General features: G+C 31.2%; 12 protein-coding genes. 9 read left to right on the top strand and 3 right to left on the bottom strand.

Translation table 11 applies throughout. The features are described 5' to 3' along the window. Positions 1–52: 52 nt before the first annotated feature. From B0A81_RS07325 to rpe, 9 genes are all read left to right on the top strand, one after another. Positions 53–1,777, top strand: coding sequence for a tetratricopeptide repeat-containing sensor histidine kinase (locus B0A81_RS07325; RefSeq protein ID WP_089057417.1), 1,725 nt, complete (start codon positions 53–55; stop codon positions 1,775–1,777). A gap of 1 nt (position 1,778) precedes the next feature. Then, complete coding sequence (locus B0A81_RS07320; protein ID WP_089057416.1) at positions 1,779–2,525, top strand: LytR/AlgR family response regulator transcription factor; 747 nt, start codon at positions 1,779–1,781, stop codon at positions 2,523–2,525. Between the two features lie 196 nt (positions 2,526–2,721). After that, a complete protein-coding gene (locus B0A81_RS07315; protein ID WP_089057415.1) occupies positions 2,722–2,973 on the top strand; it encodes a hypothetical protein in 252 nt (83 codons plus the stop codon). 237 nt (positions 2,974–3,210) lie between these two features. After that, entirely contained in the window at positions 3,211–3,954 is a 744-nt protein-coding gene (locus B0A81_RS07310; RefSeq protein WP_123922168.1) for a hypothetical protein, read from the top strand. Beyond that, complete coding sequence (locus B0A81_RS07305) at positions 3,955–6,738, top strand: TonB-dependent receptor (RefSeq protein ID WP_089057413.1); 2,784 nt, start codon at positions 3,955–3,957, stop codon at positions 6,736–6,738. It abuts the gene before it with no gap. A 5-nt stretch (positions 6,739–6,743) separates the two neighbouring features. Then, positions 6,744–7,973: a DUF4249 domain-containing protein gene (locus B0A81_RS07300; protein ID WP_089057412.1), complete on the top strand. Its 1,230-nt coding sequence runs from the start codon at positions 6,744–6,746 to the stop codon at positions 7,971–7,973. A gap of 52 nt (positions 7,974–8,025) precedes the next feature. Continuing rightward, positions 8,026–9,777, top strand: a complete 1,752-nt coding sequence (locus B0A81_RS07295) for a hypothetical protein (RefSeq protein WP_123922167.1) — start codon at positions 8,026–8,028, stop codon at positions 9,775–9,777. 146 nt (positions 9,778–9,923) lie between these two features. Further along, on the top strand, positions 9,924–10,787 hold the full coding sequence (locus B0A81_RS07290; protein ID WP_007804760.1) for a sigma-70 family RNA polymerase sigma factor: 864 nt from the start codon (positions 9,924–9,926) through the stop codon (positions 10,785–10,787). 416 nt (positions 10,788–11,203) lie between these two features. Continuing rightward, positions 11,204–11,866 (top strand): ribulose-phosphate 3-epimerase, encoded by a 663-nt coding sequence (gene rpe / locus B0A81_RS07285; protein WP_089057410.1) that lies wholly within the window; start codon positions 11,204–11,206, stop codon positions 11,864–11,866. A gap of 63 nt (positions 11,867–11,929) precedes the next feature. Here rpe and glsA read toward each other — a convergent pair whose 3' ends face one another. The 3 genes from glsA to B0A81_RS07270 form a co-directional block, all read right to left on the bottom strand. Continuing rightward, positions 11,930–12,940 carry a glutaminase A gene (gene glsA / locus B0A81_RS07280; RefSeq protein WP_208861309.1) on the bottom strand — a complete coding sequence of 337 codons (1,011 nt, stop codon included), beginning with the start codon at positions 12,938–12,940 and terminating at the stop codon, positions 11,930–11,932. Positions 12,941–12,999: 59 nt separating this feature from the next. Next, positions 13,000–13,779, bottom strand: a complete 780-nt coding sequence (locus B0A81_RS07275) for a DNA/RNA non-specific endonuclease (RefSeq protein ID WP_089057408.1) — start codon at positions 13,777–13,779, stop codon at positions 13,000–13,002. A 99-nt stretch (positions 13,780–13,878) separates the two neighbouring features. Further along, positions 13,879–16,065 (bottom strand): carboxy terminal-processing peptidase, encoded by a 2,187-nt coding sequence (locus B0A81_RS07270; protein WP_089057407.1) that lies wholly within the window; start codon positions 16,063–16,065, stop codon positions 13,879–13,881. Between the last annotated feature and the right edge of the window lie 151 nt (positions 16,066–16,216).

Below are 16,216 nucleotides of genomic sequence, written 5' to 3'. Positions count from 1 at the left end.
TTATTGCTTCTTAAACGATGTTATCTTACTTAAACCAGTTAACAAACAAAAAATGCAAGTAAGTAAATTCTTTTCAATTTCGATATTCGTTCTCTTCTCATTACAATTGTTTTCTCAAGATCAAAACAACCTATTAGAGCAGACGTTAAACAAAAAAATAATTGAATTCGAAAATGAATTTAACTTCAATAAAGCTTATCTTTTTTTCAAAAAAAAAGATTGGGATTCTACTCTTGTTTACTCAATGAAACAACTAAATTCCAATACAAACAAAGAAGTGTCTGATTACTGTCATCTCTTTAGAGGGTTTAGTCTTATAGAAAAAAAATTATTTAAAGAAGCTCAAGCAGAATTAAAATTAATCTCTAAAAATTTTATTCTGTATCAATTAGTTAATAAAAACCTAGGGCTTACTTCTTTAGAACTTCGAGAATTTGAAAAAGCCATATACTATTTAAAAGAAGCAGAAAAGAGCCCTATAAAAAACAATCAAGATTACAGAATTAGCATTATTTACCAAAACTTAGGAATATGCTATTTACATCTTAACCAATTTAATGAAGCCGAAAAATACCTTTTTAAAAGCAAAATTTTACAGGAAAAAGAGAACGACAACACATCTTTGATATATTTATATATGAATATTGCTAATTTGTATTATGTCCAATACAAAGACAAACAAGCAATTCCTTATTTCGAAAAATCGTACTACTTATCTAAAAAAATAAAAGATTTTGACAAAAAAAGAGATGCTTCTTTAAATATGGCAGTTGTTGAAGAAAATAGAGGTAACCATAAAAAAGCTTTAGAGTACAGAAAGGAATCTGAACAATGGAAAGATTCTCTAAATAATCAGAGTAAGATTTGGGCAGTCGCTGATTTTGAAAAAAAGTTTGCTGTAGCTCAAAAACAAAAACAAATTAAAGTACTCGAGATCGAAAACAAACTAAAAGACTCACAGCGTAATGGTTTGTTTTTCTCTGCAATTGGCCTTCTGTTAATTATAACCGGAGGAGTTTATCTCTATGCCCAAAAAGTAAAAAACAGTAAAATCATTTTACTGCAAAAAAACAAACTTGATGAATTAAACGCAGCTAAGGATCAACTATTCTCAATCGTGAGTCACGACTTGCGTTCATCTGTAAATGCATTAAAAACTAGTAATTCTAAATTATCTGCGACATTAGAGTCTAAAAATTACGACGAGTTAAATCAATTAATTATCCAAAACAGCAGCATCGCAAACGGCACTTACAGCTTATTAGATAATTTATTACACTGGGCATTATTACAAACAAAACAATTGTACTTTCATAAAGAATCAGTTCATTTATATTCGATAATACAACAAATAGAATATAACTACAAGCCTTTACTTTTAGACAAAGCAATAACATTCGAAAATTTGGTTTCTAAAAATATTTTTCTATTTGTAGATCTTGACTCATTAAAAATTGTATTTAGAAATTTATTAGACAATGCAATTAAATTTAGCAATCAAAATGGTCAAATTAAATTTTATACTAAAGAAATAGATTCCGAATTTTGTGAGATTATAATTGAGGACACTGGAATTGGAATGAGCCAAAATAGTATTGATGAATTACTTCAAGATAATGACTTATTATCTAAAAAAGAGAACTCTGAAATTATTGGAACTGGTTTAGGTTTACAATTATGCAAACAAATGATCAAAAAAAATGGAGGTACTTTTTTTATTGAAAGCGAAATCAACAAAGGAACCAAAATGATAATGACATTACCTAAAACAAAATAGTATGGACAATATTAATGTTTTAATTATAGAAGACACTCCGGAACAAAGTGACGCTTTAATAAAAGTACTGCTTGAAAACAATTATACAATTGCGGGAGTGGCAAGAAATTTTACAGATGCTTTAAAGCTTTTTTACGAGAAAACGGTCGACATTATTGTGATTGATGTTTTTCTAGACGGAAAACCAGACGGAATTACTTTTGCAGAGTCAATTAATATAATTCCAAATGCATCGAAACCATTTGTGTTTTTAACGAGCTCTCAAGACCGACAGATTTTTGAAAGAGCTAAACTCACAAAACCTTTTAGTTTTTTAATGAAACCTTTTAACGAGCTGGAAATTCTATACGCTATAGAAATGGCTGTGGAAAAGTTCTACGACCAAACGAATGTTTTTTTGAGCGAAGAACAAGATACTGTAATCAGCAACGATTTTTTGTTTATCAAAAAAAAGAACACTCTCAAAAAAGTTGCTTTAAATGACATTCTCTATATAGAGGTTGAAGAACGTTACTGCAATATTATAACCGAAAAAGAAAAATTTGTAATCCTGATTTCGCTTACCAAAATCAGTGATTTATTAGATAAAAACAAATTCATAAAAACGCATCGCAACACAATTGTAAATTCAGAAAAAATAGAAGAAATTATTCTTGCCGACAATCTGATTATTCTAAAAGGAAATCATAAAATAACCTTGAGTGATACCTATAAAGATTTCATAAAAAAGATGAACGTTTTATCCTAATTGAAATTTTCCTAATAAATATACCATTCTAAAATCCTCTTTAAATAAAGAGGATTTTTTCGTTTTTACTGCCTATTATTCATTCGAAAACAAATACTGTACTTTTCATGACAAGAAAAATGGCTTTCATGACATTTTCAAGATAAGAGTTTGAAATCGAAATTACTTTTACATCAAGAAACTAATAAAAAAGTAGATGAGAATCACGCTAAACCAGAAAAACGAAATGAAACTTTTACCAATCATAAAAAAGCTAGTAAAAAATCCTTGGATTGGGGTTGCAGTTTCTTTAGTCATTATTATTCCCAGCTTGTACAAAATTCTAGACGATATAACTGTTTTAAGAATAGAATATCTATTGCTGGCATTTTCATTCCCTCTTTATTTAAAATCATTAAAGAAAATATTTGATGAAATCCTAGACAGCACAGACGATTCTTACGAATAAACCCTTTTACAACATAATTTTTGCCCTCAATTCATTTATGTCAAAAAACCCTAATTCATTAGCTTGATTAGGTTTTTTGTTTATGGTCTATGTCTTAAAAAAATTGTTATAATATTCTGCAAAATCACAAAAAGTAAATAAATTATCACAATTTAACAAAAATTCTAAAAGGTTAACATATTTTTTTTGATATATTTGGCTCCAATCAAAAACAAATCATCAAAACCACAAAATCCTTTGAAAAATCATCAAAAAAAGGCTTTTTATCTACTGATATTAAGCATATTACTAAACACTTCTTATTCATATTGTCAGTCCAACGACCAATCATCATTGTATGATTATTTTGACAATGCTGTTGGAAAAGACAACTTAAACATTAATAACGGAGTTTTGCACAGCGAGCCATTTCGTCCAATTGCAAATAAACACAGATACTATATCGACGAATTTACAGTAGGCGATATAAGCTTCGAAGAAGAGATCTATTCTAACTCCTATCTTAAGTACGATATACTTGAAGATCAGGTAATTTTCAAGCAAAAAGGTCAAACGGACAACTTAGCTATGAATATTGTCAAAGACAAGGTTGATTTTTTTTATATCAATAACAAAAAATTCACCAATCTAAAATCTGAAAGTATTGAATTTCCAAATATCGTAAAAGGTATTTATGAAGAAAACTACGTTGGAAGTGATGTTTCGCTTTACACTAAACACTACAAAGAGAAAATAAAAGTTTTTCAGACAGATGGAGTTTATTACAATTATATTGAGAAAGTAAATTACATTCTAAAATATAATGGATTTTTCTACAAAGTTGATTCGCCAAAAGAATTAAAAAAAATCTTTCCGTCATTTAAGAAAGAAATCAATGATTACTACAAGACAAATAAAAAGTTAGTACGATCAGATAAAAGTCAATTCATGGAAAATCTAACGAAACAAATCAATAGTTTTTTTAAAAAAAGTTCTAACTAAATGAAAAAAATTACTCTCCTATTCTTTTTATTAGCCTTTCAGTACAATATACATTCACAAGTCATTAGTGATAAAGTTTCTGTTGAATTTAAAAATGCTAATCTTAAAACCGCAATTCAAAATATAGAACAAACGTCATATTTTAAATTTTACTATGACGAAAAATGGCTGGAATCTGACAGTACGTCTATCACAAAACAGTTTAAAGAAGTTCGCATAGCCGAAATCCTTGATGATGTTTTTCAAAACACTAACATCAACTTTTTTGTTGCCGAAAACAAAGTCATATTAACCAATAATAGCATCATATATAATGAGCTGCCTGATGATTACTTTGGAATTCCATTAGAAAGAGATGAAAATGGCTTAGCATTAGCTCCTATTTTTTATCAGCAATTTGACTCGGTAAAAAAAACAAACTCTCGTAATCCTAATAAAAACATTAAGGATATTATTCTTATTGGTAAAGAAGTAAAAAACCAAAAAAAGAAGAGCTACATTCTTTCAGGATATGTTAGAGGTGGAAAAAACAAGGGAGGAATTCCTAACATCGTTGTAAAAATTCCAAATACTGAGTTTTCAACTATAACGGACAAAGACGGACATTACAAATTACAAGTGCCGCCAGGCATCAGTACAGTGGAAACAGAAACTTTTGCTTACGACAAAGTATCTAAAAAAATCATGGTTTATAATGACGGCTCCCTCAACTTTGCCGTTACAGACAACATAAATCAGCTTGATGAAGTTTTAATTAATACAAATAAGAGTAAAAATGCAAAGGCTGCAATTACTGGAGTTACCACTATTGATGCGGAAGGAATTAAAAACGTTCCTTTAGTTCTTGGTGAACGTGATATCTTAAAAGTTGCATTGACTCTTCCGGGTATCAAAACAGCTGGAGAAGGTTCTTCTGGATATAATGTTAGAGGAGGAAAAGAAGATCAAAACCTATTTTTATTAGACAATGCTGTTTTGTATAATCCATCTCACTTTTTTGGTTTCTTTACAGCATTAAACCCATACACAACAAAAAAAGTAGATATTTATAAAGGAAGTATTCCTGCTGAATTTGGAGGAAGATTGTCATCTGTTTTTGACATAACTTCTAAAACTGGAAATTTCAACAAATTTGAAGGTGAAGCCGGAATTGGTCCTGCAACTAGTAACATAATGATTTCTACACCAGTTGTAAAAGGAAAATCAAGTCTTATTGCAGGAGGAAGAGCCAGCTACTCTGATTGGATTCTAAGAAGTTTAGATGATGAAAAATTAAAAAATAGTCAGGCATCATTCTATGATTTAATTCTAAAATACAACCATAAAATAAACGCAAATAATGATATTGAAGCTACCGCTTATTACAGTCATGATAAGTTTAGTGTTTCATCAGACTCATTGTACAAATACAGTAATAGATTAGCAACTTTAAAATGGAATCACACTTTTAATGAGAAAAACAAAGGTTCGCTTCTCTTTACCAATAGTGAGTATAGATTTAATATAGATTACCAGCCTGAGAACATAAATGCTTTTGATTTTGGTTATAAAATCAACGACACTCAGGCAGCTTTAAAAATGATTTACTTATACAGTGAAAAGCATAAAATTAGTTACGGTATCTCAAGCAAATTGTACGGTATTAATCCAGGATATTTAAGACCTGAAAATCCAGAATCTACATTAATTCCTATTGAAATAGATAAAGAAAGAGGTTTAGAATCTGCTATTTATGTTGGTGATAATTTCAAAATTACTGATAAGTTTTTACTTGATTTTGGTTTAAGATATTCTTCATTTGCTGCGTTAGGAAAATCTACTCAGAGAATTTACGAAGAAAATCTTCCTATAAGTGATGCTACTGTAGTTGAAACTAAAACATACGGCAATAACGAAGTAATTAAAAGATATGGCGGATTTGAACCTAGAGTTGCTGCACGATATTTTATAACAGATGATTTTTCTGTTAGAGCCAGTTATGACAAAACGTATCAATACATTCATCTTTTATCAAATAACACCACACAATCACCAACGGATATTTGGAAACTTTCAGATTTAAATGTAAAACCAGAAAGTGCTCAACAATTTTCTCTAGGTCTTTATAAGAATCTAAAAAATGACGAATTAGAGTTAAGTGTAGAAGGTTATTTTAAGAAATCAAGAAACATATTAGATTATAAAGTAGGCGCTGATTTATTGCTTAATCAAAATATTGAAACTGAACTTCTTCAAGGTGACGGAAAAGCCTACGGAATCGAATTCTTATTAAAAAAGCAAGTAGGAAGACTTAATGGATGGTTAGGTTATACTTATTCAAGATCATTAATTAAACTAAACAGTCAATTTAATGAAGAGAAAGTAAACGGCGGTAAATTCTTTGCTTCTAATTTTGATAAACCTCATGATTTTAGTGCTGTATTAAACTACAGAATTACAAAACGATACAGCTTCTCCAGCAACTTTGTCTACCAAACCGGAAGACCAATAACATATCCTGTTGGAAAGTATGATTATGGAAATGCACAATATACTGTTTACAGTGATCGTAATAAATTTAGAATTCCAGATTACTTTAGACTTGATATAGGTTTAAACATTGAAGGAAATCACAAAATCAAAAAATTCGCTCATAGTTTTTGGAACATCTCAGTTTATAATGTTTTAGGCAGAAACAATCCTTATTCGGTATTTTTTGTAACCGATAAAGGACAAATTAAAGCCTACAAAACTTCAATATTCTCTATTCCAATTCCTAGTATTACTTATAATTTCAAGTTTTAATAATTATGAAATATTTTAAATTAAAAATCTCCGTTTTTCTTCTACTATCGCTTGTTATAACAAGTTGTACAGAACAATATGCGTTTAAAAATACCGATTTTGAAAGCGCAATGGTTGTCGAAGGAACAATCACAAACGAACTTAAAAATCAAACTATAAGAATTTCTCAAGTTTATCAGTTAGAAGAAACTGGTCCTAGATTTGAAAAAGGGGCTAATGTTTTTATCACAGATGACAAAGGAAATGAGTATCAGTTTAAAGAAAACGACAGCCTTTATGTTTCGCTTACACAATTTAAAGCAGAACCAGGTACAAAATACAAACTAAACATTAAAACTAGAGAAGGAAAAAACTATACTTCTGATGAGCAGGTTCTAACAACAGAAACTAAAATTGACAATATGACTGCTACTGTCGAAAATGTTAATGGGCAGCGAGGCGTTCAAATAAATGTAAATAGTTACGATCCGACTAATACTTCAAAATATTACAGATACGAATATTATGAAACGTACAAAATCATAGCGCCAATGTGGTATTATGAAGAAGCAAGAGTAGATGTGATTCCGCCAAATCCAGGAAACCCTGTTCAAGACATTCCCGCTACTCCTGGCAGGGAAGAGATTGTGGTAACTCGTAGAATTAAGGAAGTTAAAACCTGTTATTCTTCTAAAGCTTCTGACGCTATTCTTCTTAACAATACTAACAGCTCAAGTGAAGATCGTGTACATTATCCGGTACGCTTTATTAGCGATCAAAATTATATCATCTCGCATCGTTATAGCATTTTCGTAAAACAGTATGTTCAAAATTTAGCCTCTCATACTTTTTATAAAACTTTAAGAGACCTATCTACCTCTGGAAATATTCTTTCTCCAAAACAGCCAGGGTTCTTTTACGGAAATATGAAATCTGTAGAAAATCCTGATGAGAAAGTACTTGGCTTTTTTGAAGTTTCTGCTGTTTCGTCAGATCGAATTTACTTCAATTATCGAGATTTGTTCCCAGGTGAACGCCTGCCGCCATACTATGTGACAGATTGTGAACCAGAAGAATATAAAAGCTGCGACGGTAACCTTCCATGCAGAGGATCAGCATTACGTTCGTTAATTCGTACTAGAGCTAGAGTAATGTTTTCATGGAACCATGACGATACTTTCTATATGGTAAAAGCACCTTGCGGTGACTGCACGACTTTTTCATCTAACATCGTTCCTCCTTTTTGGGTAGAATAATTCTTTTCTCTTATCTATGAAACAACTATTAATCTATAACCAGACCCATATTTTGGAAAGAATTAAACAATTATTGGTTTTAACACTTTTGGTTGCAAACAGCTTATTTATCTCTGCGCAGCAAAACAAGAACAGTAAAGTAACCACATCATCGCAAGAAACTATTTTTCTTCATACAAACACAACTACTTTTTTAACAGGCGAAACTTTGCTTTATAAATTGTATTGTTTGAACCCACTTAATAACAAACCAAGTTTAGTAAGCAAAATTGCTTACATAGAACTTGTTGACAATGGAAAACAATCTTTTCAAAAAAACAAAGTTTATCTTCAAAAAGGAATTGGAACAGGGGATTATTTTATACCTACAACATTAAAAACAGGAAATTATAAATTAATTGCCTATACAAAATGGATGTTAAACAACCCTAAATCTCAAACATTTGAAATAGATTTGTTTATTATCAATCCATTTCAAACGCAAGAGCCTAATGCTAATGTAACTTTTGACAATACATTAAAAAATAGTGTATCAACAACTAAAACTTCCTCCGACTCTAATCTAGACAACGAAAAAAGAATCGAATTAGAACTAGATAAAGACAGTTATTACACAAGAGATAAGGCAAATATCAAAGTAAAATCGCTTACAGAAACAATTCAAAAAGGGAATTATTCTATTTCTATTCGAAAAAAAGATCAGATTCCTACTTTAAAACAAACAACTCCACAGGAGTTTGCAAAAAAAACAGCCAGTAATTACAGTAATTATTCTTCTACTTCATTTCAATTTGTTCCAGAACTTCGAGCAGAATTAATTACGGGTTCAATTGTATCAAAAAGCAATCAAGATTTAAACAATAAATCAATTTCGATGTCATTACCTGGAAAAGAGTATGTTTTAAAAATAGTTAAAACAAACTCTAAAGGGAAATTTACATTTTTATTAGATCGATTTCCAAATTTCTCAAATGCTGTTATTCAAGTTCTTGATCAAAACCCTTCGGATTTCACCGTTACTTTAGATCCCTTACCAAACTTTGATACTTCGGGACTGCAGTTTTCGTCGAAACTTAATTTAACTGAAGATCTTAAAAAAGATATAGAAGAGCGTTCAACTGCCAGCCAGATCCAAAATGCTTATTATCAAATAAAAAAAGACAGTTTAGTTCAAGAAGCAGTTATCAGCCCGTTTTTTAATAGTATCGAAAAAGTTTATGTACTTGATGACTATACTCGTTTCCCAACTCTAAAGGAAAATGTAGTAGAAGTTATAACAGAACTTTATTACAGACGTGTTAATGACAAATATCAATTGTATGTAAGAAATAATAAAAAAGATCTAAACTCTTACGGGCCGCCATTAATAATTGTTGACGGTCTTCTTATACAAGATTCAAGCGATTTATTTGACTACAACATGGCAAATGTTAACAAAGTCAGTCTTATTACAGAACCTTATGCTTATGGCCCAAATTTATACGGAGGACTTATCAGTTTTGAAACCAAAAACAGTGACTTCGCTGTAAACTATGTTAAAAAATACATGAAGCCAACCGACGTTCAAAGGCCAAATCCTGCAAAAGTTTATTATAATCCTGATTATAGTTCGGGAAATAATTTGAAACGAATTCCAGATTACAGATACCAATTATTTTGGGAACCAACTTTATCTTTAGACAAAAAAGAAGAAAACCTATCTTTTTATACTTCAGATCTTAAAGGTGATTTTGAAGTTGTTTTAGAAGGTTTTACAGATGACGGAAAACCAGTCTATATTACAAAAAACATTACTGTAAAATAAACATCAAAAATCGGTTCAATTCTTGAACCGATTTTTTTTTGATCTAATTATTTAAAAAAATAAAATTATTTTCATTTAATTGTAACCTTTTTGAATCTTCATACGTATAACCATTTGTACACTTAAAAATTGAGGACACAAATAACATGAGACAACTTAAAATCACCAAGCAGGTAACCAATCGTGAAACTGCATCGTTAGATAAATATCTACAAGAAATCGGAAAAGTTGACCTAATTACCGCTGATGAAGAGGTAGAATTAGCACAAAGAATTAAAGCAGGTGATCAAAGAGCATTAGAAAAATTAACAAAAGCCAACCTGCGTTTCGTTGTATCGGTTGCTAAACAATATCAAAATCAAGGATTAACTCTTCCTGATTTAATTAATGAAGGAAACTTAGGTCTTATTAAAGCGGCTCAACGTTTTGATGAAACTCGTGGTTTTAAATTTATATCTTACGCTGTATGGTGGATTCGTCAATCGATTCTTCAAGCATTGGCAGAACAATCTCGTATTGTTCGTTTACCATTAAACAAAATTGGTTCTATCAATAAAATCAACAAAATGTATGCGTTATTAGAGCAATCTAACGAGCGTCCGCCTTCTGCTGAAGAAATTGCAAAAGAACTTGACATGACAGTAAATGACGTAAAAGAGTCTATGAAAAACTCTGGTCGTCACTTATCAATGGATGCACCTCTTGTTGAAGGTGAAGATTCTAACCTTTATGACGTTTTACGTTCTGGAGAATCTCCAAACCCAGACAGAGAATTAATTCACGAATCATTACGTACTGAAATTGAACGTTCATTAGAAACATTGACTCCAAGAGAAGCTGATGTTGTTCGTTTGTATTTTGGTCTTGGCGATCAGCACCCAATGACTTTAGAAGAAATTGGAGAAACTTTCGACCTAACTCGTGAGCGTGTTCGTCAGATTAAAGAAAAAGCAATCCGTAGATTAAAACATACTTCAAGAAGTAAAATTCTTAAAACTTATCTTGGGTAATCACCCAAAAATCCAATATCAACAATTCCAAACTCCAAATGTTATTGGAGTTTGGAATTTGTTCTAAAATTTCGTATATTGGGTATTAAAGCAAACAACAGTTTGATTGACTGTTCGTTTTTTGATTGATGATTGAAACTCCGGCTGATTACCGGAGTTTTTTATTTTACTTGTTTTTTAAGCCCAACGTTCGCAAGGTTTTAGCCATAGATATCACAGATCAAAATGATTAAAAATCTTCTCGCAGATCTTGCAGATTTAGCAGATTCATTTTGCTGAATTTATTGCGAGTAATTTAATCAGATCTGCACAATCTGTTAAATCTACGTAAAAAAAACTTAGCGCACCTTGCGTAATTCTTTGCGCTCTTTGCGGTTAAAAAAATTTATCTTTGTAAAAAAAAACAACACACTACAATGAAAAATACACTTATTGCTCCTTCTGTTCTTGCTGCTGATTTTGCTAATTTACAACGTGATATCGAAATGATCAATAACAGTCAGGCTGACTGGTTTCATATTGATATTATGGATGGCGTTTTTGTTCCGAATATTTCTTTTGGAATGCCTGTTTTAGAAGCAATTTCAAAACACGCAAAAAAAACAATCGATGTACATTTAATGATTATCGATCCAGATCGTTACATCAAAACTTTTGCTGACTTAGGAGCAAATATTTTAAGCGTGCATTATGAAGCTTGTACACATTTACACAGAACTCTTCAAGCAATAAAAGCGGAAGGAATGAAAGCAGGAGTTGCCATAAATCCGCATACGAACATTGATTTATTAGAAGACGTAATCAACGATATTGATTTAGTTTGCATCATGAGTGTAAATCCTGGTTTTGGAGGTCAATCGTTTATCGAAAACACTTATGATAAAGTTAGAAAGCTTAAAGCTTTAATTACACGCAAAAACGCTTCGACGATTATCGAAATTGACGGCGGTGTAACAAATAAAAATGCCAAACAATTAGTAGAGGCAGGCGCAGATGTTTTAGTAGCAGGAAGCTTTGTTTTTAAAGCTGAAAATCCAACAGAAACAATAGCTGATTTAAAAAATCTTACTACTTTTTAAATTTCAAAAACAAAAAAGAAAAGTCCAAAATTATTTTTGGACTTTTCTTTTTTTAGCCAAAGCCTACTTAGGCTCAATCCAATAAGGATTTGCTTTAAGTTTTTCTACAACATATTGAATGACTTTCTGAGCTTTCAAACTATTTCCAGCGTTGTCTAATGGCGGCGAAATAACAGCAATTCCAAATTTACCTGGACACACTGCTAACATCCCTCCTCCAACGCCGCTCTTTGCTGGAAGCCCAGAATTAAACAGCCAAATTCCAGAATTATCATAAAGGCCCGCAGTTGCCATTACAGGTAAGGTATACATCACGGTCGTTTGGCTAACCACCTTATTCTTTGTTATAGGATTAACACCTCCATTTGCCAATGTGGCCGCCATTGTAGCAAGATCCTTTACATTTACATTCAATGCGCATTGTTTCGTATAAATATCTGTTGCTTCTATCGGATCGAAATACATTCTATTATAAGCCAATAACAAATGTGCAATGGCTTGATTACGCAAATTATCACCAGCCTCACTTATATAAACAGGACGATTAAGAGAGAGTTCCCTTCCCGCAAAATCACTCTGAATTTTCTGGATTTCTTTCCATTTTGCTATAGAATCATTACCTCTAATAAGACTTGTGGCCGCAATAGCTCCAGGATTTACAAGAGGATTAATTTTATCTCCTTTATTCATTTCTACCGCAACAATAGAATTAAATGGCAGCCCAGTTGCATTCACACCTATTTTGTCTTGCAAAAACTGAGGTCCTTCTTCTTCAATTACTTTTGCCATAGTAAATACTTTCGATATACTTTGAATTGAAACCATTGAGGTTATATCACCTTTTGTGTATACCGCTCCGTCTGCAGTAACAAGTGCAATACCAAAAATATTGGGATCCACATTAGCCAGCTCTTTAATATAGTCTGCATTTTTTCCTTCTTTTAAATCTTTAAATTTATTGAAGGCTTCATTAAGTGTATTTTCTATATTTTTTTTATTCAGTATTGTTTGGCTATAGCCTTGGTTTATGATAAAAATGATCATTAAACCAACAAAAATCATTTGTTTCTTCATTCTAAAAAATTGCATTCTTATTTGTATTCTATATTAATTTATAACAGGACAATATTTAATTAAAAGTCCTTACTGCTTTTTAGATTTTTCAAATGAGGAAAAAAATCAATTCCAGTCATTTTTTCTAAAGTTTCAATAGGAACTTCAAAATCATAAATCGACTTATCGCTATCTTCATTAGGAACCAAAAAAGCAATTGCTTTGTGTTCTTTTCCTGATTTAGCCAAGACAATTTTATAAAAATATCTAGGTACAGAAACATTCTCTGTTCCTATTTTTTTATCCGAATCTTTCAAAATACCTCCGGTGACAACATAAATATCATTGTATTTCCCTGCCCAATAACGTGTTTTTTGCTCTAATCTATTCCAAATCCCGCTATTGAAATCATGCTTTTGCGGAGAAATATTCGACGTATAAAAAGTATCGTTATAAGCCTCTTCGCTAAATTCCATATCTCCTGCCGGACAAAGATGACCTTTGTCGTAACCTGATTTTTTATAATTTCTCCAGTCTGCAGAACCTGTAGTAACTTTTGGGTCTTCTATAAAATAAGGACGTTTATAATCGCCGTTTTTCAAATATTCTTTTTTTAATTCATACGCGACCCACTCTGCCTGCTCAAATTTTTCATTATAAGATAATGTGTAATATTTATGCTTTACAATTTGATTGGTTGTTGATGTTGGCAAATAAACTGCCGTATACAAAGAATCTGTTGTGTTTTGAACTGGAGCAAAAGAAGTTTGTTTCAGAATTGTTTCCTTTTCGTCAATATTCTCTTTTTTACACGCAAATAATACAATCCCTAATAAACCTAAAATAATATAATTCTTCATTGCTGTACAGTAGTTATTTTAAAATAAACTTACAAAAAACGCTCCATAAATATTAAATCTATGGAGCGTTTTTTAATAACAAATTAATTCTATTGAGAACTAAGATTTTACCAATTTATCCTTTTTCATTTTTGGAGAAACTGTATTTTTCACATAACCTTTTGGCGATTGTAAATCATCTAAAACATTCAAAGCTTCTTCAACATAAACATCTTTAGCCAAAGCTTGATGCCAAACATCTCTTTTCTCTTTCAAAGTTGCGTCGCTGGTCATTTCAGCTTCTTCATAAGGCAGCGATTTGAAAACTAAATTGTTTTTATAATCAGAAATTGGTTTGTATTTTTTTCCTTCATTTTCAACTTGCTCTTGAGTTTCTTTAAAACTCTTAATATTCAAGCTGTATGTGTTTTCTTTATTTTTAACATCAATCCATTTTGCATTATCTTCAATTAATTTAAATTGAGGACTTTGTGCAATTCTATTTTTACTATTCTGAATTGCTTTAGTAAAATTCTCGTTAGAAGTCCAAGTGCTGTAATCAGCTGGATCGATTTTATCCCATGGCATTGCATTATCAATATCGCGCTCTCCCATTTTAAGATAAGCATAACGATCTGGCATAACAACATCGCTGTGAACACCTTCTAACTGCGTAGAACCTCCATTAATTCTATAGAATTTTTGACCTGTAATTTTCAACGCTCCTAAGTCTCCGTAATTTGCGTTACGAACAAACTGATTCAAATCAAGTACATTTTGAACTGTTCCTTTACCATAAGTTTGTTTACTTCCTATGATAACGCCGCGTTTGTAATCTTGAATTGCCGCAGCCAAAATTTCAGAAGCCGATGCAGAGAAGCTGTTTACCATAATTACTAATGGTCCGTCCCACTCTATTTTTTTATCTTTATCGTATAAAACTTCTTTCTTTTTACCTGCAGATTTTACCTGAACAATTGGTCCTTCTTCAATAAATAAACCCGCAATATCAACAACTGTAGAAAGTGATCCTCCGCCATCATCACGAACGTCAAGAACAATTCCGTTTATGTTTTCTTTTTTCAGTCTTTCTACTTCAAGAGCAATATCTTTTCCTGCATCACGACCGTCTTTGTTTTCAAAATCGATATAAAATTTAGGCAGATAAATAACCCCGTATTTTAGTCCGTCTTTTTCAACAATACTAGATTTTGCATACGTTTCTTCGATTTCGACAACATCTCTAATAATCGAAATAACCTTAATACTTCCGTCTACTTTTTTAACCGTTAGTTTTACTTCAGTTCCTTTGTGTCCTTTAATTTTTTTCACAACATCGTCAAGACGCATTCCAACTACATCAACCGGCTCTTCACTTCCTTGAGCAACTTTCAAGATCAAATCTCCTGCTTCAAGCTGTTTACCTTTCCAAGCTGGTCCGCCAGAAATTAATTCATCGATTTGTGTGAAATCATTTTTCTTAGTTAATCTTGCTCCAATTCCTTCTAATTTTCCACTGATATTTACATCAAAACGATCTTTTTCTTCTGGTGCAAAATAACTTGTATGCGGATCAAAACGAGCCATAATTGAATTCAAATACACTGAGAACCAATAATCTTTATTCAAATCTTTAATAACACTAAAATTGTCATCTAAAGATTTTAAAGAACTATCGCGAGTTTCTTTCTCTAAAGTTTCAAAAGTTTTTTCTTTGTAAGCTGGATCTTTTTTCTTTTTTTCCTCTTCAATTTTCTGTTTTGTAACTAGAGATGAAAGTGTAGATAACTTAATTTGTTTTCTCCATCTTTCATTAATCTCTGTTAAATTTTTCGCATAAGGAAGATGCTCATAATCTGAATTAAAAGTCTCGTCAGTGTTATAATTAAATGGCTGCGCTAAAATCGTTTTGTAACGTTTTTTACTCTCTTCCATTCTTTTCATCAGCCTTGTGTACGTCAAATTAAAAAACGTCAAATCTTTATTCAAAAACTGATCGTCAAGCATTAATTCATATTGCTTAAACTCATCAATATCTGATTGAAGAAAAAACCTTTTAGAAGGATCTAATGCTTCGATATAATCTTTAAAAATACCTTTAGAAAATTCGTCATTTATTTCTGCCGGGCTGTAATGTCCTTTTTCAATAACAAACGCTAGTAATTCTAGAAGTGTTTTATCTCTATTTGGATCCGGATCGCCAGATTTGTCTGCATTTATTTTAAAAGCAAACAAGGTCAGAGACAAGCATAATACGGCTATAAGGATTTTATAATTTCTTTTCATAAACTTAATAATAGCATTCATCAAATTTTTTAATCTAAGTTACGGTAAAAACTATGCCAACATGCCAAGTTCACTATAATTTTTTGTTAAAGATATAAAAATGTTTGATGCGCAAAAGTCTTCCCGAATTTAGTTTACAATTTTTATTTATTTGTTAGCATTCTACCAAAAT

Origin of the sequence: Flavobacterium plurextorum, assembly GCF_002217395.1 — a bacterium.
GTDB lineage: Bacteria > Bacteroidota > Bacteroidia > Flavobacteriales > Flavobacteriaceae > Flavobacterium > Flavobacterium plurextorum.
The sequence above is the reverse complement of the archived record's forward strand: the minus strand, read 5'-3'. Positions and strand labels throughout refer to the sequence as shown.